Origin of the sequence: Bradyrhizobium sp. I71 (genome assembly GCF_022354745.1) — a bacterium.
Taxonomy (GTDB): Bacteria; Pseudomonadota; Alphaproteobacteria; order Rhizobiales; family Xanthobacteraceae; genus Bradyrhizobium; species Bradyrhizobium liaoningense.
Window position 1 is genome coordinate 6,890,777 of record NZ_CP059398.1, and the last position, 25,005, is coordinate 6,915,781.

Consider the following 25,005-nt stretch of genomic DNA (forward strand, 5'->3'; position numbering starts at 1 on the left):
CGTGCGGATGGATACCCCTCATCCGGCGCCATAGCCGAAGCTCTGCTTCGGCGTTCTCAAGAACGGCGGCCACAGGCCGCCTATGCCACCTTCTCCCACAAGGGGAGAAGGAAGAAAGTCACCGCCGCCGGTTAGCGAAACAGACAATGCCCAGCTAGGCATTCGAATACTTCCTCAACTCGAGCCGCGCGATCTGGTTGCGGTGGACCTCATCGGGGCCATCTGCAAGTCGCAGCAAGCGCGCGGTCGCATAGGCCTGGGTCAAACCGAAATCATTCGAGGTGCCGCCACCACCGTGCGCCTGGATCGCCCAGTCGATGATCTGACAGGCCATGTTGGGCACGGCAACCTTGATCATGGCGATCTCGGCCTTCGCCACCTTGTTGCCGACCGTGTCCATCGCGTGGGCCGCATTCAGCGTCAGCAGCCGGGCCTGCTCGATCATGATGCGGGCTTCCGCGATGCGCTCCTGCGTCACCGTCTGCTCCGAGACCGGCTTGCCGAAGGCGACCCGGCTGCGCACGCGGCGGCACATTTTCTCCAGCGTGCGTTCGGCCAGGCCGATCAGGCGCATGCAGTGATGGATGCGGCCGGGCCCGAGGCGGCCCTGCGCGATTTCGAAGCCGCGGCCCTCGCCGAGCAGCATGTTCTCCTTGGGAACGCGCACATTGGTGAACACGACTTCGGAGGCGCGGTCGGGTACGCCGTAGAAGCCGAACACGGGCAGGGGACGTTTCACCTCGATGCCTTGCGTGTCCATCGGCACCAAAATCATCGATTGCTGCTTGTGGCGGTCGGGATTGTCGGGGTCGGTCTTGCCCATGAAGATGCAGATCTTGCAGCGCGGGTCGGTCGCATTCGTCGTGTACCATTTGCGGCCGTTGACGACGTAATGGTCGCCGTCGCGCACGATCGAGCTCTCGATGTTGGTCGCATCCGACGAGGCGACCGCCGGCTCGGTCATGGCGAAGCAGGAGCGGATCTCGCCTGCGAGCAGCGGCTTCAGCCAGCGCTCCTTGTCCTTCTCGGTGCCGTAGCGCTCCAGCACCTCCATGTTGCCGGTGTCGGGCGCCGAGCAATTGAACACTTCGGGGGCGAGATGCGAGCGGCCCATCACCTCGCAGAGCGGGGCATATTCGAGATTGGTGAGGCCGGCGCCGTGACTACTTTCGGGCAGGAACAGATTCCAGAGCCCCTCGGCGCGCGCCAGCGGCTTCAGCTCCTCGACGACGGGATAGACCTTCCATGGCCCGAGCTCCTCGGCCTCGCGATAGAAGCGCTCCTCGTTCGGATAGATGTGCCGGTCCATGAAGCTCTCGAGCTTGCGCTTGAGCTCCACGACTTTGGGTGACATCGGGTAGAGCATCGTTCGTCTCCTGGATCGAGGGCGGCGCTTACTTCCGCGCGATGATGCGTCGCGTCACGCGACGCGGTATTCCCTGAACTTCTCGCGCAGAGCGGACTTCAGCACCTTGCCGGTGCCGGTCATCGGGAATTCGTCCAGGAATTCCACCGCGTCCGGCATCCACCAGCTCGCGATCTTTGGGCGCATATGGTCGAGCAGCGTCTTGCCGTCGACGGTCGCGCCCTTCTTGCGGACGACGAGGAGCAGGGGACGCTCCTGCCATTTCTCGTGTGCGATCGCGACCACGGCGGCTTGCAGCACATCGGGGTGAGACAAGGCGATGTCCTCGAGCTGGATCGACGAGATCCATTCGCCGCCGGACTTGATCACGTCCTTTGAGCGGTCGGTCAACGTGACGTGACCCTGCGCGTCGATCACCGCCATGTCGCCGGTGATCAGCCAGCCGTCGCGATCGAGGCCCTCCTCCAGCTTCATGTAGCCGGAAGCGACCCAGGGGCCACGGGCGCGCAGATGACCGACGGTCTTGCCGTCGCGCGGCAGCTCGTTGCCGGCATCGTCGACGATGCGCAAGGCGGTGCCGAAACAGGCGCGCCCCGAGACTCGGCGTCGGTCGAATTTCTCCGTCTCGCTGAGGTGCTCCGAGCCGGGCCGCAAACCCGGCATCGAGCAACCCAGGGCCTCGGTCATGCCCCAGGCCTGGATATAGTCGATGCCATAGTCGCGCTTCAGCTTCTCGACCATCACGCGCGGCGGCGCCGAGCCGGACGACAACGTTGCGCGCAGCGTGGAGAATTTGTTGCCGGTGCGGCCGAGCCAGTCGAGCAGGATCAGCCAGAAGCTGGGCACGCCCGCCGAGAGCGTCACCTTCTCGCCCTCGAGCAATTCATAGAGCTTGTCGGGCTCGTAGTTGCGGCCGGGCAGCACCAGCTTCGAGCCGGTATAGGGAGCCGTGAACGGCATGTTCCAGCCATTGCCGTGGAAGAGGGGCGCCATCGGCATCATCACCTCGCGCACGCCCTCGACATGGCCCGGCAGGAAGTCGAAATTGCAGCAGGTCATGGTCTGCAGGATCGCGGCGCGGTGCGAATAGATCACGCCCTTGGGATTGCCGGTCGTGCCCGACGTGTAGCAGATGGTCGAGGCGGACTTCTCGTCGAATTCCGGCCAGGCGAAGCCGGCCTCGTTCTCCTTCTCCAGAAGCTCTTCGTAACAATGGACGTTCGCGAGCTTCGTCTCGGGCATGCGCTCGCGCGAGGACATCACGACATAGGCCTCGACCGTCTTGAGCTGCGGCGCGATCGCCTCGACGAGCGGCAGCGTGGCACGGTCGATGAACAGGAGACGGTCTTCGGCATGATTGATGATGTAGACGAGCTGTTCGGGAAACAGCCGCGGGTTGACGGTGTGCAGCACGTAGCCCATGCCCGGCGCGGCGTAGAACATCTCGAAATGGCGATGGGTGTTCCAGGCCAGCGTGCCGACGCGGTCGCCGGGATTCATGCCGAGCCTCTTGAGCGCCAGCGCCATGCGCTTGATGCGGGGATGGGCGTCCGCATAGGTGTAGCGATGGATGTCGCCTTCGATCTCGCGCGCGACGATCTCCGCTTCGCCGTGATAGTCGGCTGCGTATTGGATCAGGCCGCTGATCAGAAGCGGCATGTCCATCATCAATCCCTGCATGGTCTCCTCCGGATCGCCGCGTCGTTGCACGGCGCAGGCCTGTGATTTTGCGCGCGAGGTTAGCGGAACGCCACGCGGCGTTCACGCAAAAAACAGCGAGCATGATTGCATGCGGCACTTTTTCAGAGCTAACGTGAGGTGAGCTGCCGGCGAAGCAGCGTTCGCGGTGGAGGAGATGAATGTCAGCGGAAAGACACAAGACCGGCACAACCGGCGCATCTACGGTCGATGTTTCCGCGCTCCGTGCCCGCTATCGCGACGAGCGCGACCGTCGTCTGCGCGCCGAGGGCAAGGCGCAGTATGTCGAGGTTACGGGCGAATTCGGCCGCTATCTCGACGATCCCTGGGCCGATCCCGGATTTGCGCGCTCCGCCGTCAGCGAAGCGACCGAAGTGCTCATCGTCGGTGGTGGCTTCGGCGGCCTGTTGTGTGGCGCGCGGTTGCGCGATGCCGGCATCGAGGATTTTCGCATCGTGGAAAAGGCCGCCGACTTCGGCGGCACCTGGTACTGGAATCGTTATCCCGGCGCCGCCTGCGATACCGAGAGCTACATCTATCTGCCGCTGCTGGAAGAGACCGGCTACATGCCGGTGCGCAAATACGCGCGGGCGCCAGAGATCTACGAGCATTCGCGCCGCATCGGCCGTCATTTCGGGCTCTACGAGCGCGCGCTGTTTCAGACCGTCATCTCGCGGATGACATGGCAGGAGCAGGAGGCGCGCTGGCTGGTCGAGACCGATCGGGGCGATCGCATCCGCGCGCGCTTCGTCATCTTGGCCGGCGGTCCGCTGAGCCGCCCGAAGCTGCCTGGCATTCCCGGCATCGAGACGTTCAAGGGCCACAGCTTTCATACCAGCCGCTGGGACTACGGCTACACTGGTGGCAACGCGGACGGTGGCCTGACCGGTCTCGCCGACAAGCGCGTCGGCATCATCGGCACCGGCGCCACCGCCGTGCAATGTGTGCCGCATCTCGGCCGTTCGGCGAAGGAGCTCTATGTCTTCCAGCGCACGCCGTCTGCGATCGGCGTTCGCGACGACCGTCCGACGGATCGGGACTGGGCGCAGAGCCTCAAGCCGGGCTGGCAGCGCGAACGCATGGACAATTTTACGGCCGTGATTTCAGGCGAGCCGTTCGAACAGGATCTGGTGCAGGACGGCTGGACCGGCCTGCTCGGCGAGATCCTGCTGGCGCCGCGCCGTCAGCCCCAGCCGGTGACCTCGATGGACGAGGCGCTGAAGGTGATCGAGCAGGCCGATTACCGCAAGATGGAGGAGATCCGCGCCCGCGTCGACGCGGTGGTCGAGGACGAGGCGACCGCGGCTGCGCTCAAGCCCTGGTACAAGGCATTCTGCAAGCGGCCGTGCTTCCACGACGAATATCTCGATACCTTCAATCGCCCCAACGTGCATCTCGTCGACACCAAAGGGCAGGGCGTCGAGCGCATCACGGAGTATGCCGTCGTCGTCGACGGCAAGGCCTACGAGCTCGACTGCCTGATCTATGCCAGTGGCTTTGAAGTCGGCACCGACTACGCGCGCCGCATGGGCTTCGAGGTCTATGGCCGCGACGGCATGAGCCTGTCCGAGCGGTGGCGCGACGGCGTCAAGACGCTGCACGGCTTCTACAGCCGCGGTTTCCCGAACTGCTTCCTGATCGTCACGGTGCAGGCCGGACAGAGCGCCAATTTTCCGCACATTATCGACGAACAATCGCAGCACATCGCCTATGTCATCAAGGAGGCCCGAGACCGTAAGGCGCGTGCCCTGGAGCCGACGCTTGCCGCCGAGAACGCCTGGGTCGACGAGATCGTCAGGGCCGCACTCGGCCGGCAGACCTATCTCGCCGAATGCACGCCGGGCTACTACAACAACGAAGGCGTGTTCGATCCGATCGCGGCAAGAAACAGCCAATATTGGCGCGGGCCGATGGCATTCCTGCGGCTGCTCGACAAATGGCGCAAGGAAGGCAGTCTGGAAGGCCTCGAATTGTCCTATGATCCGGCCATGGAGTCGGCGCGTTCCACCGGTTAAGATGGCGCCGCCGAGCGGTACAGGACGGAGATTGGGTATGATCAGGGGCAGGGCTGTTGCGGGAGCGGTTTTTGGCGCAATGACGCTGCTCGGCTGCCTGGTCTCCTCGGCTGAGGCTGCGCAATGCGGCAGCTCGCCGGCGGGTTTCGAGGCCTGGAAACGCGAATTCAGCGCGGAGGCGCAGGGCAAGGGCGTCGGCCCCACCGCACTCTCGGCCCTGATGCAGACGAACTATGCCAGCGCCACCATCGCGGCCGACCGCGGCCAGCGCAGCTTTTCGCTGACGCTCGACCAGTTCCTCGCCAAGCGCGGCGCCACCACCATCGTTGCCAAGGGACGGCAGCTCAAGCAGTCGCATGCCGCCTTGTTCGCCTCGATCGAGCAGCGCTATGGCGTCCCGCCGGGACCCTTGATCGCGATCTGGGGCATGGAGACCGGCTTCGGCAGCCAGCGCGGCAATCAGAACATGCTGTCGTCGATCGCGACCCTTGCCTATGACTGCCGCCGGCCTGAATTCTTCACTGACCAGCTCTATGCAGCCTTGAAGCTGATCGACCGCGGTACGCTGTCGGGATCAACCCGCGGCTCCATGCATGGCGAGGTCGGTCAGACCCAGTTCATGCCCAAGAGCATTCTGGCCTATGGCACCGGCAACCTCGAAGTTGCCGCCAATGCGCTGAACTCGACCGCGAATTTCCTCAAGGCCCATGGCTGGCGCGCGGGAGCCGGGTACCAGCCCGGCGAGCCGAATTTTGCCGCGATCGAGGCTTGGAATGCTGCAGGCGTCTATCAGAAGGCAATCGCGCTGATGGGCCGGCAGATCGACGAGGGCGGAGGCGCCGCGGCCTTGCGCTAAAGCATGATCCGGAGGAGTGTGCAGCGGTTTTCCGAAAAGATCATGCTTAAACAAGAGCCTAGAACGCGATGACAGTCTCGTCTCGTTTTGGGCTGCTCAGCAAGGAGTGATGCGCCGGCGCGAGAAAGTTGTTGCCAACTGGAACTGACGGCACGACGTTTGCTTTGATCGAGTTCAGGGCTGGGCATGAGGAGACTCAACATGGCTACCCAGATCGTGATGGACCAAACTGGCGACACGCGCCACGAGTTTGATCCTGGCAATGCCGAAGCGCTGGCGCGAGCCGAACGGCGCTTTCGGGAGCTGACCGGAGCCGGCTTCACCGCCGCTCTTCGAACCGGACCCGGCGAAGTTACCCGGATCCGATCGTTCGACCCGACCGCGCAGGAAACGTTGTTCTATCCCCGCCTGGTCGGCGGTTGATCTGAGCTGCCCATGATCGCGGCAGTTTGGCTCCGCGCGCCGGCGCGTGCGCGTCTGCATGCGCTGCGTGAACTCTACCGCCGCTTCTTCGGCGAGAACACACCGGACGCGCGCGGCCGCCGGCTTCTGGCCGAATGGCTGTCGCCGGCGCAGCGTGCGCAGTTCGAACAGCACCGGTATTTCGACGTCGTCGGCTGCGACACCGGCAGAACCTATCGCATCCACTATGGCACGGCCGCCAATGTGCACGAGATCGACGGCGATGGGCGCGCGATGATGGGTTGGTGCTTCGTCCCGTCCGGCTTCCTGGTGCCAGGCGACGTGATGCTGGCGCAGAAGATCGCGCTCGAGACGGACGAGAAGGGAGCGCTGGCGCTTGCCAACCGGTTTCCGCCGGCCACGCATTCCGAGCATTTCTACCGTCGGCCCTTCTAGCGCCGGAAACGCCGAGGCCGTCAGTAATGCGTGGAGCGGTAGGCGTCCAGCGCATGCGCCGCGAAGACGCCGATGCTGCAAAGGGCGAGCACGGCTGAGATCAACTCGATCATAGCTCATCCTCCCGTATCGGCTGGGCGACGAGGTTTTGGCAGCAGGAGTATTCGTAGATCAGGTCGAGGATGAATTGCATGGTGGCCGTCCCTGTACTTATTTTGACAACCACTTAACCGGCCATCTGTTTCAGGCGTGTTTCGTCGCACCGGGAAAGGGGTTTCGCGCGGAACCCGGCGCTGGTTAACGCGCTGCGGGCCCGCTATATCCCGTCATTGCCCAAGCCCTTCAGGCCGCCTCTTCGGGGCGGCGCATCATACTGCGAGGCAAAATCATGGCGCAGGTCGAGTGGTTCGACGATCTCACCGTCGGAATGCGGTTCAAGTCCCCCGAAGTTGTGGTCACCGAGGCCGACATCAAGCGCTTTGCCGCCGAGTTCGATCCGCAGCCGATGCACCTCGATCACGAGGCCGCCAAGACGACCCTGTTCAAGGGGCTTGCCGCCTCAGGATGGCACACCGCCGCGATCGCCATGAACCTCGCAATCCAGACCCGCCCGTTCGGGCCGCATCCGCTGATTGGCGCCGGTGTCGACGGCCTGCGCTGGACGATGCCGGTGCGCCCCGACGACCGGCTGCATCTGGTCGGCGAGGTCATGAGCCTGACGCCGTCCAAGTCGAAGCCGCAGGGTATAGCGCTGGTGAAATGGACCATGTTCAACCAGAACGGCGAGGAGGTTTACACCTTTACTCCGATCGCGATCGTGCCGCGGCGAGGGTAGGGCACAGCCGCGTTCCATGCGTGCGACTGAAATCCTTGCGGGCCGCCGGCAGAGGTGGTCATCTCAGCAGGGGCAGCGTGCTGGAGGCCGATATGAATCGATTCAGTCTCGGCGCTGCATTGCTTGCAGGCATCTCGAGCGCCGGGCCCTCCCTTGCGCAACAATCCAAAGTCGGCGACTGGACCATCGAGAGGCGCGCGCAGGACACGCATTGCAATGCGAGCCGCGGCTACAAGGACAAGGATGACGAGAACCGCGACTACGTCGTCGTGATCACCTATTCCGAGCAGGCGATCGTGATCGTGATGATCTACGATGGTTGGGAATGGGATAAGGCCGGCGAGGTCCTCCGGGCCGACCTCGGCACCGATGACGCCGATATCATGAAGAAGGCCAAATGGGAGGTCATGGACAAGACCACCGTGCGCGGCATTTTCGCTTACGACCAATCGATCATGGATCGGCTCGCGAAGGCCAAGCGCCTCACGCTCGATTTCGAGGACGACGACGACGACAGCATCGAGATGCAGATTCCGCGTGCCGGCGAGGCGCTGGCGGCGCTGAAATTCTGCGAAGAGAATCGGAAATAATCGATCCGATCTTGTTGGTCCCGCCGGGGGGCGTGCCGCGGCGGGACGCGGTTCACTCGGCAGGCCCCTGGACCGGAGCCGCGCTGATGTCGCTGCCGTGGTGCGTCAGCGGCTTCATGCCAGTGACGGTCCGCAGCAGCACGTAGAACACCGGCGTCAGGAACAGGCCGAACACCGTGACGCCGATCATGCCGGAGAACACGGCAACGCCCATGGCTCGCCGCATTTCCGAACCGGCGCCGGTCGAGAGCACCAGCGGCAGGACGCCCATGATGAACGCCATCGACGTCATCAGGATCGGACGCAGCCGCAGCCGGCTCGCCTCGATCGCGGCCCGGATCGGCGTGCGGCCTGCGAATTCGAGCTCCCGCGCGAATTCGACGATCAGGATCGCGTTCTTGGCGGAGAGGCCGACCAGCACGATCAAGCCGATCTGGGTGAAGACGTTGTTGTCGCCCTTGGAGATCCAGACGCCGAACATCGCTGCCAGGAGTCCCATCGGCACGATCATGATGATCGAGAGCGGCAGGGTCAGGCTCTCATAGAGCGCGGCCAGCACCAGGAACACCAACAGGATCGCCAGCGGGAACACCCACATGCCGGAATTGCCGGCGATGAACTCCTGATAGGTCAGGTCGGTCCATTCGAAGGCAAAGCCTGGCGGCAGCACCTCTGCGGCGATCCGCGTCGCCGCCTCCTGCGCCTGGCCTGATGAAAAGCCCGGCGCGGCCGCCGCGTTGATGTCCGAGGACAGGAAGCCGTTGTAGCGGATCGCGCGCTCCGGACCCGCGCTCTGGCGGATCGTGAGCAGCGCGGACAACGGCACCATGTCGCCCGAGGACGAGCGCACTTTCAACTGCCTGATGTCGTCGGCGCGCGCGCGGAACGGCGCGTCGGCTTGAACCCGGACGGAATAGGTGCGGCCGAACTTGTTGAAGTCGTTGACGTAATAGGAGCCCAGGTAAATCTGGAGCGTGTTGAACACTTCCGTGACGGGTACGCCAAGCTGCAGCGCCTTGGTGCGGTCGATGTCGGCGAACAGCTGGGGCACGTTGACCTGGAAGCTCGAGAACACGCCGGCGATCTCCGGCGCCTTCTGCATCGCAGCCATGAATGCGTTCGTCGCCTCGTTCAAGGCGTCATAGCCGAGACCGGCGCGGTCCTCGATCTGCAGCTTGAAGCCGCCGATGGTGCCGAGGCCGTTGACCGGCGGCGGCGGGAACATGGCGATGAAGGCTTCCTGGATGCCCGCGTACTTCTTGTTCAGCTCGGCCGCGAGGGCGGGACCGCTGAGCGAGGGATCCTTGCGTTCGTCGAACGGCTTCAGCGTCGAGAACACGATGCCGGCGTTGGACGAGTTGGTGAAGCCGGAGATCGACAGGCCCGGGAATGCCACCGAGCTCTCGACGCCGGGCTGGGTCAGCGCGATGTCACTCATCTTGCGGATGACTTCTTCCGTCCGGTCGAGCGTCGCGCCATCGGGCAGGCGGGCGAAGCCGACGAGGTACTGCTTGTCCTGTCCCGGCACGAAGCCGCTCGGCACCTGCTGGAACAAGAGCGCGGTGATACCGACGAGGACCACGTAGAGGCCCATCACGGCGGCCTTGCCCGAGATCACCTTGCCAACGCTGCCGCTGTAGTTCTCGGAGGAGCGCGTGAAGGCCTTGTTGAAGCCGCGGAAGAACCAGCCGAGGCTCTTTTCCATGACCAGCGTCAGCTTGTCCTTCGGCTCGTTGTGGCCCTTGAGCAGCAGCGCCGACAGCGCCGGCGACAGCGTCAGCGAGTTGACGGCCGAGATCACGGTCGAGATCGCGATCGTCAGCGCGAACTGCTTGTAGAACTGCCCGGTGAGGCCGGAGATGAAGGCCAGCGGCACGAACACTGCGATCAGCACCATGGCGATTGCGATGATCGGACCCGACACCTCGCGCATCGCCTGGTACGTGGCATCGCGCGGCGACAGGCCGGACTCGATGTTGCGCTCGACATTCTCGACCACGACGATGGCATCGTCGACGACGATGCCGATCGCGAGCACCAGGCCGAACAGGCTCAGCGCGTTGATGGAAAAGCCGAACACGTGCATCACCGCGAACGTGCCGACGATCGACACCGGCACGGCCAGGAGCGGGATGATCGAGGCGCGCCAGGTCTGGAGGAACAGGATCACCACCAGCACGACAAGGGCGATGGCCTCCAGCAGCGTGTGGATGACGGCTTCGATCGAGGAACGCACGAACTGGGTGGGGTCGTAGACGATCTGGTAGGACACGCCCTCGGGCATGTTCTTCTTGATCTCGGCCATGGTGGCGCGAACGTTGTCGGAAATCTGCAGCGCGTTGGAGCCGGGCGCCTGGAAGATCGGGATCGCCACCGCCTGCTTGTTGTCGAGCAGCGAGCGCAGGCCATATTCGGAGGCGCCAAGCTCGACGCGCGCGACGTCGCGCAAGCGTACGACCTCGCCGCGTGCGCCGGTTTTGACCACGATGTCGCCGAACTGCTCTTCATTCGCGAGCCGGCCTTCCGCATTGATCGACAATTGCAGGTCGATCCCCTTGACGTTCGGGGAGGAGCCGACCACGCCGGCGGCGGCCTCGACGTTCTGCGCCTGGATCGCGCGCACGATGTCGCTCGCGGTCAGGCCGTGCTCGGCGGCCTTCTGAGGATCGACCCAGACCCGCATCGAATAGTCGCCGGCGCCATAAAGCTGGACGTCGCCGACGCCGTCGATCCGCGCCAGCCGGTCCTTGACGTTGAGCACCGCATAATTGCGCAGATACGTCATGTCGTAGCGGCCGTTCGGGGACAGCAGGTGCACGACCATGGTGAGGTCGGGCGACGACTTCTTGGTGATGATGCCGAGCTGGCGCACCACGGACGGCAGGCGCGGCTCGGCCTGCTGCACGCGGTTCTGCACCAGCTGCGTCGCCTTGTCGGGATCGGTGCCGAGCCGGAACGTCACCGTCAGCGTCATCGCGCCGTCGGTGGTCGCCTGGCTCGACATGTAGAGCATGTTCTCGACGCCGTTGATCTGCTCCTCGATCGGGGTTGCCACCGTCTCCGCGATCACCTTGGGATTGGCGCCGGGATAGGTCGCGCGCACCACGACCGAGGGCGGCACCACGTCCGGGTATTCCGAGATCGGCATCGCGAACAGCGAGATCAGCCCCGCCAGGAAGATCAGCACCGACAGCACGCCGGCGAAGATCGGACGGTCGATGAAAAACTTCGAGAGATTCATTGGTTTTGCCCCTGCGCAATATCTTGCGCGTCTCGAGATCGCTCCACCGTCATTCCGGGGCGTGGGCGAAGCCCGCGAACCCGGAATCTGGAGGTGAAGCGATCGGAGTCTCGTAACTGCTGGATCCCGGGTCGCGCTACGCGCGCCCCGGGATGACGGAATGCACTAGCGTTGCACCACGTCCTGGTTGCTTTGGTTGGAGGCCGCTTGCTGCCCGCGCGCACCCATTGCCGCGATCTCCGTCTTGAGCAGGGCACCGGGCCGCACACGCTGTAGTCCGTTCACGACGATGCGCTCGCCGGACTTCAGGCCCGAGGTGACGATACGAAGCCCATCGACGGTGCCGCCGAGCGTGACTGGCCGGTAGACGGCGCGGTTGTCGTCGCCGACCGCCATCACGAACTTCTTGTCCTGGTCGGTGCCGATCGCGCGCTCGTCGATCATCACGACTGCCTGCTGCTTCGGCTGGCCCATGCGCACGCGGGCGAACTGGCCGGGGATGAGGCGCCCGTCCTCGTTGCGGAATACCGCGCGGACACGGATGGTGCCGCTCTGGCCGTTGACCTGGTTATCGATGAGCTGGATGTGGCCCTTCGCGGACAGGCCGCCCGACGTGGTCATCTCGACCGGGATCTGGTCGAGCTCGCCGCGCCTGCCGGAGGCATCCGCGATCGAGTTCAGCGCGCGCAGCACGAGCTCCTCATCCGCATCGAACGAGGCGTAGATCGGATTGACCGAGACCAGCGAGGTCAAGACCGGGGACGCGGTACCGGCGGCGACGAGATTGCCGACGGTGACCTCGATCTTGCCGACGCGGCCGTCCACGGGGGCGCGCACCTCGGTGTAGTCGAGATTGAGCTTTGCGGTCTGGAGCGTCGCCTCGGCCGCCTTCACATTGGCGATGGCTTCGCGGTTGGCGTTGTCGCGCTGGTCATAGTCGCGGCGCGTCACCACGGCGTTGCCGACGAGCTGCGCACCGCGCTCGAGCTCGCTCTGGGTGAAGACGACGCGCGCTTTCGCAGCTTCGAGCTGGGCTGCAGCCTTGTCGACCTCGGCCGCATAAGGGGCGGGATCAATCTTGAACAGCACGTCGCCGGCCTTAACCAGCGCCCCTTCGGTGAAGTTCGCCGACAGGATCGCACCCGCAACGCGCGGGCGGAGCTCGACGCGGTGGATGGCCTCCAGCCGGCCGGAGAAGTCGTCCCACAGCACGGTCTGCCGTGGCTCGATCATCGCGACGGTGACGGAAACGGCTTGTTCGGCCGCGGCGGCCGGTGCCGTCGCTTGCGCCGCGTGAAAGTAGCGGCCGGTCGCAATCGAGCCGGCCACGGCGAGGGCGCCCACGATGGCGACGCCACCCAGAAGGCGGCGGAAACGGCCGGTGCGGGAAGTGTTTTGGGAGGGGGGCATTTGCGCGCTCCAGATATGTAGTGTTCACTACAGATGTGGAGCTGGATACCGCAGTGCAAGATACTTATGTACCATTCACTAAGAAAATTGTAGCGGCATACCGCAAGAATTGGAAGGCCCTGGGAAAGTAGAATTAGAACAAATAGTTAGGATTCGACGTTAAGCCTTCTGCAGAACGCGAATTCCGAGGAGACAGGCATATGGGCATGGGACGCCCCCGCGAATTCGACGCCGAAATGGCGTTGGACCAGGCGATGGAAGTGTTTTGGCGCCATGGCTATGAGGGCGCGACCATTGCCCAGCTCACCGAGGCCATGGGCATCAACCCGCCCAGCCTCTACGCCTGCTTCGGCAACAAGGAGGGCCTGCTGAAGGCCGCGCTCGACCGCTACACCAAGCTGCGCAACATCTGGATGGAGGAGGTGGTAGCAGCCCCCACCGCCCGCGCCGTCGCCGAGCGGATGTTGATGGGCATCGCCGACAAGCAGACCGATCCTGCCAATCCGCCCGGCTGCCTGCTGGTGCAAGGTGGCATCGCCTGCGGCACCGGCTCCGAGAATGTTCCCTTCGAATTGGCTGCGCGCCGCGCCCAGAACGAGGAGCAGCTCCGCGACCGTTTCATTCGCGCCAAGGCCGAAGGTGATCTCAAGCCAACGTCCGATCCAGCCGCGCTTGCGCGCTATGTCTCCGCGGTGTCGGTCGGCATGGGCGTGATGGCGTCCTCAGGCGCGGATCGCGAAGCGCTGCGGCAGGTCGCGAGCGTCGCGGTGCAGGCGGTGGAAGCGCAATCGACTGACAAGACGTAGCTATCTCGCGGATCGCAGATCTGCCCATCGGTCGGGGTGGCAAGCTTGCCTGCGGTCCTGTCCTTCGCGACGCACGCCTACGGAGGGCCTGAGGTGAGGTGGCGATTTGCGGCACGATCGACCCTCGTGGTGAGGAGCCCGCCGAAGCGGGCGTCCCGAATATTGCAGGTCCTGCGCCTCTGGCGGCCTCTCAGGACGCTTCCTTGAGGACCGGCGCGGCAGTCTCTTCGGCCTTGAGCTCTTCGAGACTGCGATGCCGGGGCTCGATGCCGAGTACCCAGACCGTGACGATCTGCACCACGAGCAAGCCGATCATCAGGGCCATGACGCCCGCAACGCCGCGCGACTCGAACAGCGACACGACCAGGAACGGCGTGACGATCGTGGCGCCGCGCCCCATCGTATTGACGATGCCTGACGCACGCAGCCGGACCTCGGTTGGAAACAGCTCTGGAATGTAGATGCCGAACAAGAGCGCGACCAGGACGTAAATCGGCACCGTCAGCGCGAAGCCCACGGCCGGCAGCAGGATCGGATCCGAGATCATGGGATAGAGCATGCCCAGCGCCACCGAGATCAGCGACGCGCCGATGATCGTTGGCTTGCGGCCCCAGCGGTCGGCGGTCAATGCGCCGATGGCCGCGCCGATCGGCGCGCCGAGCGCCATCAGCAGCGAATAGCCGAACGATGTCGCGACCGACAGGCCCTGCTTGACGAAGAACACGGGCAGCCAGGTCACGAAGCCATAGAGCAGGGTGTTGATCGTGATCAGGCAGATGGCGCCGACGATCATCCGCGACAGCAAGGGCGCAGTGAACAACGTGCCGAGATTGGGAGCGACCGGAGCGGGTGTCGTGGGCGCTGGAGCAGGCAAGGGCTGTCCTTGCGCCGCTTCCTTCTCGATCGCCTGCATCAACGCTTCCGCCTCGGCGGTGCGTCCCACGGCTTCGAGCCAGCGCGGGGATTCCGGCAGCGACTTGCGCATGTACCAGACGACGAGCGCGCCGATGCCGCCGAGCACGAACATCGAGCGCCAGCCGAATTGCGGAACGAGCACGGATGCGATCAAAAGTGCCGCTGGCAAGCCCGTCACGACGCATACGGCGGTGAGGCCGAGCCATTTGCCGCGGGTGCGGGCGGGCACGAACTCCGTCATCGTCGAATAGCCGACGACGTTCTCCGCGCCGAGCCCGACGCCCATCACGAAGCGGCAGGCGATCAGGAAGGCCATGTTCGGCGCGAATGCCGCGGCAAGGGAAGCGATGCCGAAAAGGAGCAAATTGAACTGATAGGTGAAGCGGCGCCCATGGCGGTCGCCGAGGAAGCCGGTGCCGAACGATCCCAGCATCATGCCGACGAACGTCGAGGAGATGAAGGCCGCGTTCTGAGCGAGCGTCGAAAAGCCTGATTTCAGGGTGACGCTGAGCACCGTCCCGGCAATGTAGATGTCGAAACCGTCGAAGAACATTCCGATGCCGATCAGCAGCATGATGCGGCGGTGGAATGGACCGATCGGAAGCCGATCGAGACGGCTGCCCGCGTTCACCGATGTCGACATTGACGCTCTCCCTTGACTGTCATTCTGATTGATGCGGCCCGCCTTCTATGGGCGGTCGGCCGGGTGCAGTTCTGCTAGTTCAGTCGCTTCTGATTGGCCGTGTCGCGATACCAGTCGAACGGCTGCTCGTGCGTCGCGACCATCACGCTCTTGGTGTTGAAGTGGTCGTTGAAGCTTTCGGTGCCGCATTCCCGGCCGATGCCGGAATCGTCGACGCCGCCCCAGGGCGAGGCCGGATCGAGCCGGTGATGATCGTTGATCCAGACGATGCCGGCCTTGACCGCGGCGGCGACACGGTGAGCGCGGGCGACGTCGCGGGTGCGGATTGCTGCGGCAAGGCCGAACGGCGAGTCGTTGGCGAGCCGAAGCGCATCGGCCTCGTCCTTGAACGGCGTCACCGAGGTGAAGGGACCGAACACTTCCTCCTGGAAGATGCGCATATCGGATTTGACGTCGGCGAACACCGTCGGCTCGACGAAATAGCCGTTGTCGTGGCCCGGTACCTTCGCGGCGACACCGCCGGTGAGGAGACGCGCACCGTCGGCGTGACCATAGCCCGCATAGGCGAGAACGCGGTCGCGCTGCTTGGCCGAGATCACGGGGCCCATCTGGGTGCTGGGATCGAAGGGATCGCCGACGCGGATCGTGCGGGTCTTGGCCTGCAGCTTCTCGACGAACTCGTCGTAGATCGAGGCCTGGACGAGATGGCGCGAGGCGCAGACGCAGGTCTGCCCGGCGCCGATGAAAGCGCCGAAGGCGGCATAGTTGACGGCGCGGTCGACGTCGAAATCGTCGAACACCATCACCGGCGTCTTGCCGCCAAGCTCCATGGTCTGATGCGCAAACACTTTTGCGGCTGCGCTGCCGGCGATGCGGCCCGCCTCGGTGCCGCCGGTCAGGACCAGCTTGTTGATGTCGCCATGCTCGGCCAGCATCTTGCCGGCGCTCGGGCCGAGGCCCAGCACGATATTGAAGACGCCGGGCGGCAGGCCCGCATCCGTGAAGATCTGCGCCAGCTTCAGGGTCGTCAGCGGCGTGTATTCGGACGGCTTGACGACGGTCACGCATCCGGTCGCCAGCACAACGGCGAGCGACTTGCACAGGATCATCAGGGGGTGATTGAACGGCGTGCAATTGGCGACGATGCCGATGGGGGTGCGGAGCGTGTAGTTCAGATAGGCGCCTTCGACGGGGATCACGGAATCGCGGCGCGACAAAGCGAGGCCTGCGAAGTAGCGGAAGAAATCGGGCAGGCGGGAGAGCTGGGCGCGGGTCTCGTTGACCGGGCGGCCGTTGTTGAGAGTCTCGAGCCGATACAGGCTGTCGAGATTGGCCTCGAACGCATCGGCGAGCTTGTTGACCAGCCTGGCCCTGGCGCGGGTGTCCATGCCGCCCCAGGCCTTGCCGTCGAACGCGGTGCGCGCGCTTTTCATGGCGCGGTCGATATCCTCAGCGGTTGAATTGGGAATGCGGGCAATGACATCGCCGGTCGCGGGATTGCGGACGTCCAGCATCGCGCCATCTCCGGCTTCGACTTCCCGTCCATCGATGAAGTTGCCGTGGGTTTCGACGTCGATTGACGCGGGTTTCGAGGGAACGTTCATGATGACCTCTCTTCGACGATGACGGCGTTGCGCTTGAGCGCCGGCAGAACGCGTTTTTCGGTGTCCCCGATGTGGGCCTTGATGATGCGCGCCGCGGTGCGCGTTTCGCGGCTCTGCATGGCGTCGATCAGGGCGACGTGCTCTGCGACGAGCTTTGCGGGGTCGTGGCCCTTCAGGTTGGAAATACTGACGCGGACCAGCCGGTCGGCCTGGCCGATCAGGTCGCACAGCGCCGTCGCCATGCGGCGATTGCCGGAGGCATGGGCCAGCGCAGTGTGGAAGCCGCGATTGTAGGCGATGAAGTCTTCGTGGCTGCCCGAGAACCGGCGAAATTCGTCGAGCGATTTCAAAACGCTGTCCGGAGCGCTCTCGATCGCCTCGGTGACGCAGGCCGGCTCCAGCGCGAGGCGGAAGCGCAGGAGATCGCGGGCGTCCGAGAGCGAGATCGGCGTGACTCGATAGCCCTGACGGGGCTGGACCGTGACGAGGTGCTCGCGCTGGAGCCGCAAAAGCGCGTCCCGGACCGGTTGCCGGCTCACCGAATAGCGTTCGGCCAGATCTTGCTCTCGCATTTCATCGCCCGGCGCAAAGCGACAGGCTAAAATATCAGACCGAAGAAGATCGTAGATATTCTCGCGTAAAAGCATGGGAATTGGTGTCTCCTGCCAGCTAATATCCTACTAGTGATATTTCACGTCAAGTTCCGAATGCTTGAATTCCCTGTCAATTGATTTATCAATCGGAGCTTCCAGGGCACGCGAGAGGGCGTGATCCGATCGATGCAGTTTGGGACAGGCCGGACATGGACAGGCTTCTTGCCAATGAGACCGTCAACGCCGCGCAGGCGGGCGAGGGGCCGCCGCTCTTTCTTTTCCATTCGCTGCTATCGGATCGGGCCAGCTTCGATGCGATCGTGCCGGAGCTTGCGGGATCGTTTCAGACCATCGTGCCGGAGTTGCCCGGGTTCGGCCGTTCACGCCCGGTCGCGGGCGGACTTGCTGCTGTCGCGGACCGGATGGCAGAGGCTGTGCGGGATGCCGCGGGCGGCGCGCCGTCGATCGTGCTCGGCAATGGCTATGGCGGCTTCGTCGCCCTGCAGATGGCGATCAGCCATCCGGGAATTGCCAGCCGGCTCATTTTGGCTGATTGCGGCGCGGCTTTCTCCGAGCCGGGCCGCGAAGCGTTCCGCAACATGGCGAAGATATCGCGAGAGAAGGGGCTGGAGGCAATCAGTGACGTCGCGATGCGGCGCCTGTTCGCACCCGACTTTCAGGCGCAGCACCCCGGCCTGATGCGCGGGCGTCGGGAAGCCTTTCTGCGGACAGACCCCGATGTGTTTCGCGCCGCGTGCGATGCGCTGGCAAGCCTTGATCTTCGTGCCGAGCTCGCCGGCGTGAACGTGCCGGTGCTCGTCATGGTCGGCGAACAGGACGAGGCGACGCCGCCGCCGATGTCGCATGAGTTGGCCGCGGGATTGCCGCGCGCCGAACTCAAGATCATTCCAGGATGCGCGCACGTGCCACAGCTGCAAGCGCCGCAACTGTTTCTTGGCGCTCTCAAGGGCTTCTTGCCTTGATCGCCGTTCGGGCGTGCGTCTGAACTCGACGCCTTACTGGCGGTTATTGGCGTCGGAGCGAGGGTAAATCCAAAGTCGGTGATCACGCAATTCGGCGCCTGTTTTGCCCGACGTGTCAAGCGTGCCTGCCGACGGGGCTCGCACCAGGCGGCGCGAAATTCTTCAATGATTTGTACTGTGCATGGGGTTGTTTTCGCGATTTTTGTTTTGAGCGCCCCGCTTGCAGCGAAGACCTGAGCGTCGTCCGCCGGAGACCGTATCGATACGGAGCGTCCTAAGGGTTTCTACATACAGTTCTGGCACTTTGGCGCGTCAACACCTGCACCCTGCATCGGCGCGTCTCATTGCGCGCACGAAAAGACCGGGCCGCGGGCATCGGAGGGGCGTAAGCCATGACTGCACTTGCTTCGGACGCCGGTCGCGCGAGGGGCGGGATCGTGCCGATCCTGTTGTGCGTCGTGCCGTTCAGCCAGATTCCGCTCGATGCCTATACGCCGGGCCTGCCGCAGATGGTGGTGGATCTCGCCGCTGACGCAGCGTCGATGCAGAACACCGTCACCGCCTACATGCTTGGCATGAGTCTCGCGCTGGTGCCGGTCGGCATCGCCTCCGATATGCTCGGCCGCCGCAACGTCCTGCTTGCAGGCCTGTCGGTGCTGATCGCGATGAGCATCGCCTGTGCGCTGGCGACCAGCGCCTCGCTGCTGCTCGCGCTGCGCTTCCTGCAAGGCATCGGCGGCTGCACTTGTCTCGTCGTCGCCTATGCGGTCGCCGCAGACTGCTTTCGTGGACGTGAGCTCACCGCAATTTCGGGACTGCTAGGAGCCGCGTGGGGATTGGCGCCCGTGCTCGCGCCGGCAGCCGGCGGCTTCATCGTCGAGCTGACGTCCTGGCGCGGTGTCTTCGCGGTCATTGCCATCGCCGCGGCAATCGTTGCCACGGTCGTCGTATTTCTTCTGCCTGAAACGTTGCCAGCGGAACGGCGTGCGCCGTTCGATCCGCGCCGCACTGCCGGCATCTTGCGCGAGGCACTCGTTCGTCCGGGCTTCCTGGCTTTCGTGCTGGTCTTTGCCGCGGCGGCGAGCGCGCAGCTGGCGTTCGGCGTCGTCGCGCCGTTCTTCTACCAGACCGGCCTCGGCTATTCGGCGGCCATCTACGGCCTCGTCGCGCTCGGGCTTGGCGGCGTCAATCTCGCCGGCGAGCTCGGCTGCGCACATTTCGCGCGTTTCGTGCCCGCGCGCATGCTGGGGTTCGGCGCCTTCGCGCTGTTTCTCGCCGGCGCCGTGGTCATGACCGCGACCGGCACGCTCTTCGGCCTCGATTTTGCCTCGATCACGATCGGCGGCGCGCTGGTGCTCGGCGGCTGCGGCGTGCTGTGCCCGATGATGTACGGCATGGCGCTCGGCCTGTTCGAACGCGACCACGGCCTGATCGGCGGCCTGATCAGCGCACTCTGCTATCTCGCGGTGAGCGGCGCCATGGCGATCGCGGCGGTCCTGCCTGAAGCGACGCCGGCGCCGATCGGATGGCTCTATCTCGGCCTCTGCGCCGTCGCCGGAACGTTGCTCGCGATCTCGCTGCCATCGGCGCGCCACTCGACACAGACCTAAGGGAGGAACCAATCATGACCACCGTTGCTGTTCGCGGCACGTTCTTCGACTTCGTCGACGATCCCTGGAAGCACGTCGGCGACGAGCAGGCCGCGGCGCGCTTTCACCAGGATGGCCTCATGGTCGTCACCGACGGCGTGATCAAGGCGTTCGGCCCTTATGACAAGATCTCCGCCACGCATCCGGGCGTCGAGATCACCCATATCACGGACCGCATCATCGTCCCGGGCTTCATCGACGGCCACATTCATCTGCCGCAGACCCGCGTGTTGGGGGCTTATGGCGAGCAGTTGCTGCCGTGGCTCCAGAAGTGGGTCTATCCGGAAGAGCTCAAATACCGGGATCGCAACTACGCGCGCGAGGGCGTGAAGCGTTTTCTTGACGCATTGCTGGCCGGCGGAACCACCACATGCCAAGCCTTTACCAGCTCCTCGCCGGTCTCGACCGAAGAGCTGTTCGAGGAAGCGAGCAGACGCAACATGCGCGTCATCGCGGGCCTCACCGGGATCGATCGCAACGCGCCAGCCGATTTCGTCGATACCCCCGACAATTTCTATCGCGACAGCAAACGGCTGATTGCGCAGTACCACAACAAGGGCCGCAACCTCTATGCCATCACGCCGCGCTTCGCCTTCGGTGCCTCGCCGGAATTGCTGAGAGCGTGTCAGCGCCTCAAGCACGAGCACCCGGATTGCTGGGTCAACACCCACATCTCCGAGAACCCGGCCGAATGCAGCGGCGTGCTGGTCGAGCATCCGGACTGTCAGGACTATCTCGGCGTCTACGAAAAGTTCGACCTGGTCGGTCCAAAGTTCTCCGGCGGCCACGGCGTGTATCTCTCGAACAACGAGTTCCGCCGCATGTCGAAGAAGGGCGCCGCAGTGGTGTTCTGTCCGTGTTCGAACCTGTTCCTCGGCAGCGGCCTGTTTCGCCTCGGCCGCGCCACCGATCCCGAGCATCGCGTGAAGATGTCGTTCGGCACCGACGTCGGCGGCGGCAACCGCTTTTCGATGATCTCCGTACTGGACGACGCCTACAAGGTCGGCATGTGCAACAACACGCTGCTCGACGGCAGCATCGATCCGGTACGCAAGGACCTCGCCGAGGCCGAGCGCAACAAGCTCTCGCCCTATCGGGCGTTCTGGTCGATTACGCTCGGCGGTGCCGAAGGCCTCTACATCGACGACAAGCTCGGCAATTTCGAGCCCGGCAAGGAGGCCGATTTCGTGGCACTCGATCCCAACGGCGGGCAGATGGCGCAGCCCTGGCACCAGTCGCTGATCGCCGAAGGCGCCGGCCCGCGTACGATGGATGAGGCCGCCAGCATGCTGTTTGCCGTCATGATGGTCGGCGACGATCGCTGCGTCGACGAGACCTGGGTGATGGGCAAGCGTCTCTACAAGAAGAGCTGAAATGGACGGCTGCCAATGAGCGCAACTCCTGACGCGGCCGGCCAGCCGGTCGCCCTCGTCATCCAACGGCGCATTGCCGACGATGGCTTTGCTGCGTTCGCACGGTGGAACGGCGAGGTCGGCGAGGTGCTCAAGGCATGGCCCGGCTTTCTCGGCCAAGAGGTGGTGCCGCCGCAACCGCCGGCGCATGTGGACTGGGTGACGATCCTGCGTTTCGCCAGCCCCTCCGCAGCACGCGCGTGGCTCCAGAGCGACGTGCGGGCACGACTCATCGTGGAAGTGCAGCGCTTCTTCGTCGGTTCGGAGGACGTCCATATCCTGCCCGACACCGGCGTTCAGCGCGACAGCGCGGTCTCGGCCGTCATCTCGTTCAAAGTCCCTGATGGGCTCGAGGATGCGTTCCTGAAATGGCAGCAGCGCATCCAGGCGGCGGAGGCCGAGTTCAAGGGGTTCTTGCGGCACAAGATCGAGCGGCCGATTCCGGGCCTGCACGACGAATGGATCATCATCCTGTCGTTCGACTCTGATGCCAACCTCAATGCGTGGCTCGACTCGCCGTTGCGACAGACCCTTCTCAAGGAAGGCGAGCGCTTCAACGCCGGCATGAACGTGAAGCGGGCGAGCTATGGCTTCAATTTCTGGTTCCCGACCGGCAAGACGCCGGCTCCCGAGCAAGGGCCGGCATTCATCTGGAAGAGCAACCTGATCGTCCTCCTGGTGCTCTATCCCGTGGTCTATCTCTGGGGCTACTTCATCAGCGCACCCTTGATCGACAGAAACGGCGTGCCGGTCTGGCTGTCGCTTTTTGTCGGCAATCTCGTCAGCACGCAGCTGCTCGGCTGGTGGCTGGTGCCAGCCGCCTTCAGGGCGCTCGACTGGTGGGTGAGGCCGACGGCGACGCTCGGTCGCCAGATCGCGGGCTACGCACTGCTTGCCGCGCTCTACGTCGCGTCGATGGCCCTGTACGCGCTGCTGCTCACGTGGCATTGGGGACGGTGAGGCCGGCCGGACGGGCGGCCTCGACCACCTTCTCGGCTCATGATAAATGTTCGCCCTGACATTTCTCGGGACATCGGCAAGCGTTCCTTCAGTGGAGCGCAACCATCCGGCGCTCCTCGTGGAGGCCGCGGGCAAGCGTGTCCTGATTGATTGCGGCGAGGGCACGCAGCGCCAGTTGTTGCGCAGCGGCGCCGGCTTTCGGCGGCTCGACCGCATGCTGCTGACGCACGCGCATCTCGATCACATGCTCGGCATCCCCGGCCTCTTCTCGACGCTGGGCTTGCGGCAGACCTCCGACGTGATGACAATTCACGGCGGGGAAGGAACGCTCGACATCGTCATCCGGATGCTCGCAGGCCTGTGGGGCGCGGGCAGGGCACCGATCCCGGTCGAGTTCGCGCCGCTGACCGAAGGACAGGTCATCGACGCCGGTGAATTCACCATCGACTGTTTTCCGGTTCGCCATCGCGACACCGACAGTTTTGCTTTCGTGTTCCAGAGCCCCGCGCGCCGTCGTCTTCGGCCTGATCGCCTCAAAGCGCTTGGTGTCCCCGACGGTCCCTTGCGCGGCGAATTGGCCGCGGGCCGGCCGATCGTGCTTGCCAACCGAACCGTCGACCCGGAAGACGTCCTGGGCCCGCCGAGCGGCGGCACGAAGCTCGTCGTGATCGGCGACACCGAAACCACCGAGGGGCTGTCGCAATACGTTGCCGACGCCGACATGCTGGTGATCGAGGCGACGTTTCTCGATCGCGACGCGCCGACCGCGCGGAATTATGGCCACCTCACCGCGGCAGAAGCAGCTTCCTTTGCAGCCACGAACAACGTCGGGCAGCTCATGCTGACGCATCTGTCGGGACGCTACGAAGACGAGGAGATTCTCGCCGAAGCCGCAAAGATCTTCCCGAGCACCCGGATCGCCGCGGACTTCGACCGCATCGTCGTCTGATCAACCCGTCGCGAGGGCTTGGCCACGGTTGACGCCAAGACAGGCTGAGGAGGAGCAGCGAGACGTTTCGCTCGGGCGCGAACGCAGCGAGAACACGCGACGATATTCACAGAAGGACTGGACCCCGAAGGTCAGCGCGGCTATATGAGCGGCCTGCGAGCGCTGATTTGCAGAACGTCAGCCGGCCTTGCGGAACTTCCGAAGAAAGCTTAGCGATTTCAAGCGCTTCGGTGGGGAATGGTGTAACGGTAGCACAACAGACTCTGACTCTGTTTGTCTTGGTTCGAATCCAGGTTCCCCAGCCAGTTCCCGGCCCTCTTCCAATGTGAAGTTCCCTGTCCTCCCGACCAGGATTTGCCCAGTTGATCGGCCGCGTCGCGCTCGCGACGCTTTGCCTCACTCGCATTCGCATTTCCGGGTCGGATCGCCGCGCGCAGTATCGTCCTTGGGCCGTACAACCCAAGGAGATCCCTGATGCCCTATGTCGATGGTTTCATTCTCGCCGTGCCGAAGGACAAGCTCGAGGCCTACAAGGCGCTCGCGGCGACTGCCTGCGCGATTTGGATGGAGCACGGCGCGCTCGACTATGTCGAATGCATCGGTGACGACGTTCCCTACGGAGAGCTCACCTCGTTTCCGCGCGCCGTGATGGCGAAAGAGGACGAGGTCGTGGTGTTCGCCTGGATCGTCTACCGCGACCGGGAGACCCGCGATGCCATCAACAAGAAGGTGATGGAGGACCCGCGGATGAAGTTCGAGGGCATGCCGTTCGATGGCAAGCGCATGATCTATGGCGGCTTCACCACGCTGCTCCGGGCGAACGACATCGTTGGCTGACAGCAGGTGCGGAAGGCCTATCTCGCGGCAGGATGACCGACCTCCGCCTGGAGCAACAGCGACAGGCAGCCGGCGAGCCGCGTGTCCATCTCTTTCGACGCAAGCGACACCGGCCCGGGATCGTTGAGAATCGCGTTCACCAGCGTGCCCAGCACGACCTGGAAGCCGAAGGCGATGGCGCGGGTTTTTGCCGCTTTGCGGCCCCTGTCCATGGCCGGCAGCAGGAGAGGGGTGGCGCGCATCGTGGTTGCCTGGGCGAGCGCCTTGAACGGCGTCCATTTGTCCGGGCGGGTGTCGTCATGTTGAAGCGCGGCGCGCAGCACGCCCTCGTGGCTGCGCATCCAGGACACGATGCCGCTGACGATGATCTGGCAGAGCTGGTCGAGGCTTGAATCCGGCGACGGTCGCCTGATCTCGCCGAGTCGCTGCTCGCCGTCGCGCGCGGCCAGCGCCATCAGGGCGTTGAAATAGGCCTCCTTGCTCTCGAAACGGCTGTAGAAGGCGCCGACGGTGGCGCCGACCGCGGTGCAGAGCCCCTCGATCGAGAGCTCGGCAAGACTGCGCGTCCGCAGCATGTCGGCACCGGCGCGCAGCAGCGCCAGCGTCGTCTCGCGGCTGCGCTTCTGCCGCGATGGGGTGACGCCGGGCAGGTCGAAGTCGCGAAGCTCGGGCTCTGGACGTGGCCTCATCCGTGCTTGCATCGGGCTTGGTTCATAATCATAATTCTGATTATAATTTTAGGTCCGGGCAAGCTGCGGGTCAACCGCGTCCGCCGGGCGTCGAAC

General features: G+C 64.4%; 21 protein-coding genes and 1 tRNA gene. 14 read left to right on the forward strand and 8 right to left on the reverse strand.

Features of this window, described 5'->3' with window-relative positions; genetic code table 11:
* Positions 1-154: 154 nt before the first annotated feature.
* Together FJV43_RS32650 and FJV43_RS32655 are read right to left on the reverse strand one after the other, a co-directional pair.
* Positions 155-1,366, reverse strand: a complete 1,212-nt coding sequence (locus FJV43_RS32650) for an acyl-CoA dehydrogenase family protein (RefSeq protein WP_239623086.1) — start codon at positions 1,364-1,366, stop codon at positions 155-157.
* A 54-nt stretch (positions 1,367-1,420) separates the two neighbouring features.
* Positions 1,421-3,046, reverse strand: coding sequence for a long-chain fatty acid--CoA ligase (locus FJV43_RS32655; protein WP_239623087.1), 1,626 nt, complete (start codon positions 3,044-3,046; stop codon positions 1,421-1,423).
* A 179-nt stretch (positions 3,047-3,225) separates the two neighbouring features.
* Here FJV43_RS32655 and FJV43_RS32660 point away from each other — a divergent pair, with 179 nt between their 5' ends.
* The 6 genes from FJV43_RS32660 to FJV43_RS32685 all read left to right on the forward strand — a co-directional run bounded on the left by FJV43_RS32660 (position 3,226) and on the right by FJV43_RS32685 (position 8,218).
* Positions 3,226-5,079 (forward strand): NAD(P)/FAD-dependent oxidoreductase, encoded by a 1,854-nt coding sequence (locus tag FJV43_RS32660; protein WP_239623088.1) that lies wholly within the window; start codon positions 3,226-3,228, stop codon positions 5,077-5,079.
* Positions 5,080-5,116: 37 nt separating this feature from the next.
* On the forward strand, positions 5,117-5,935 hold the full coding sequence (locus FJV43_RS32665; protein WP_239623089.1) for a lytic murein transglycosylase: 819 nt from the start codon (positions 5,117-5,119) through the stop codon (positions 5,933-5,935).
* A 201-nt stretch (positions 5,936-6,136) separates the two neighbouring features.
* Positions 6,137-6,358, forward strand: a complete 222-nt coding sequence (locus FJV43_RS32670; protein WP_007592399.1) for a hypothetical protein — start codon at positions 6,137-6,139, stop codon at positions 6,356-6,358.
* 12 nt (positions 6,359-6,370) lie between these two features.
* On the forward strand, positions 6,371-6,793 hold the full coding sequence (locus tag FJV43_RS32675) for a hypothetical protein (protein WP_239623090.1): 423 nt from the start codon (positions 6,371-6,373) through the stop codon (positions 6,791-6,793).
* A gap of 388 nt (positions 6,794-7,181) precedes the next feature.
* Positions 7,182-7,628 (forward strand): MaoC family dehydratase, encoded by a 447-nt coding sequence (locus FJV43_RS32680; RefSeq protein ID WP_239623091.1) that lies wholly within the window; start codon positions 7,182-7,184, stop codon positions 7,626-7,628.
* 92 nt (positions 7,629-7,720) lie between these two features.
* Entirely contained in the window at positions 7,721-8,218 is a 498-nt protein-coding gene (locus tag FJV43_RS32685) for a hypothetical protein (protein WP_239623092.1), read from the forward strand.
* Between the two features lie 52 nt (positions 8,219-8,270).
* On the opposite strand, the gene FJV43_RS32690 is transcribed toward FJV43_RS32685, so the two are convergent.
* Both FJV43_RS32690 and FJV43_RS32695 read right to left on the reverse strand, forming a co-directional pair.
* Entirely contained in the window at positions 8,271-11,459 is a 3,189-nt protein-coding gene (locus FJV43_RS32690) for a multidrug efflux RND transporter permease subunit (RefSeq protein WP_239623093.1), read from the reverse strand.
* A 165-nt stretch (positions 11,460-11,624) separates the two neighbouring features.
* The gene (locus FJV43_RS32695; protein WP_239623094.1) at positions 11,625-12,869 is read right to left on the reverse strand and encodes an efflux RND transporter periplasmic adaptor subunit; all 1,245 of its coding nucleotides are present in this window, start codon (positions 12,867-12,869) and stop codon (positions 11,625-11,627) included.
* A 200-nt stretch (positions 12,870-13,069) separates the two neighbouring features.
* On the opposite strand from FJV43_RS32695, the gene FJV43_RS32700 reads away from it, so the two are divergent.
* Entirely contained in the window at positions 13,070-13,675 is a 606-nt protein-coding gene (locus tag FJV43_RS32700) for a TetR/AcrR family transcriptional regulator (RefSeq protein ID WP_239623095.1), read from the forward strand.
* 190 nt (positions 13,676-13,865) lie between these two features.
* Here the strand turns inward: FJV43_RS32700 and FJV43_RS32705 are convergent, their stop codons facing one another.
* The 3 genes from FJV43_RS32705 to FJV43_RS32715 all read right to left on the reverse strand — a co-directional run bounded on the left by FJV43_RS32705 (position 13,866) and on the right by FJV43_RS32715 (position 17,484).
* The gene (locus FJV43_RS32705) at positions 13,866-15,233 is read right to left on the reverse strand and encodes an MFS transporter (protein ID WP_239623096.1); all 1,368 of its coding nucleotides are present in this window, start codon (positions 15,231-15,233) and stop codon (positions 13,866-13,868) included.
* A 74-nt stretch (positions 15,234-15,307) separates the two neighbouring features.
* A complete protein-coding gene (locus FJV43_RS32710) occupies positions 15,308-16,837 on the reverse strand; it encodes an aldehyde dehydrogenase (protein WP_239623097.1) in 1,530 nt (509 codons plus the stop codon).
* Positions 16,834-17,484: a GntR family transcriptional regulator gene (locus FJV43_RS32715; RefSeq protein ID WP_239623098.1), complete on the reverse strand. Its 651-nt coding sequence runs from the start codon at positions 17,482-17,484 to the stop codon at positions 16,834-16,836. Before FJV43_RS32715 ends, FJV43_RS32710 begins: the two co-directional genes overlap by 4 nt.
* 155 nt (positions 17,485-17,639) lie before the next feature.
* Between FJV43_RS32715 and FJV43_RS32720 the strand changes: the two genes are divergently transcribed.
* The 7 genes from FJV43_RS32720 (at position 17,640) to FJV43_RS32750 (ending at position 24,220) form a co-directional block, all read left to right on the forward strand.
* Positions 17,640-18,413, forward strand: coding sequence for an alpha/beta fold hydrolase (locus FJV43_RS32720; protein WP_239623099.1), 774 nt, complete (start codon positions 17,640-17,642; stop codon positions 18,411-18,413).
* Between the two features lie 392 nt (positions 18,414-18,805).
* Entirely contained in the window at positions 18,806-20,023 is a 1,218-nt protein-coding gene (locus FJV43_RS32725) for a multidrug effflux MFS transporter (protein ID WP_239623100.1), read from the forward strand.
* Positions 20,024-20,037: 14 nt separating this feature from the next.
* Positions 20,038-21,435: a guanine deaminase gene (gene guaD, locus FJV43_RS32730; RefSeq protein ID WP_239623101.1), complete on the forward strand. Its 1,398-nt coding sequence runs from the start codon at positions 20,038-20,040 to the stop codon at positions 21,433-21,435.
* Positions 21,436-21,450: 15 nt separating this feature from the next.
* Positions 21,451-22,434: an antibiotic biosynthesis monooxygenase gene (locus FJV43_RS32735; protein ID WP_239623102.1), complete on the forward strand. Its 984-nt coding sequence runs from the start codon at positions 21,451-21,453 to the stop codon at positions 22,432-22,434.
* A 46-nt stretch (positions 22,435-22,480) separates the two neighbouring features.
* Positions 22,481-23,383 carry a ribonuclease Z gene (gene rnz / locus FJV43_RS32740; protein ID WP_239623103.1) on the forward strand — a complete coding sequence of 301 codons (903 nt, stop codon included), beginning with the start codon at positions 22,481-22,483 and terminating at the stop codon, positions 23,381-23,383.
* A 231-nt stretch (positions 23,384-23,614) separates the two neighbouring features.
* Positions 23,615-23,688: transfer RNA gene (locus FJV43_RS32745), tRNA-Gln, on the forward strand.
* A gap of 169 nt (positions 23,689-23,857) precedes the next feature.
* Entirely contained in the window at positions 23,858-24,220 is a 363-nt protein-coding gene (locus FJV43_RS32750; protein ID WP_239623104.1) for a DUF1428 domain-containing protein, read from the forward strand.
* Between the two features lie 17 nt (positions 24,221-24,237).
* Here the strand turns inward: FJV43_RS32750 and FJV43_RS32755 are convergent, their stop codons facing one another.
* Entirely contained in the window at positions 24,238-24,909 is a 672-nt protein-coding gene (locus FJV43_RS32755) for a TetR/AcrR family transcriptional regulator (RefSeq protein WP_239623105.1), read from the reverse strand.
* Between the last annotated feature and the right edge of the window lie 96 nt (positions 24,910-25,005).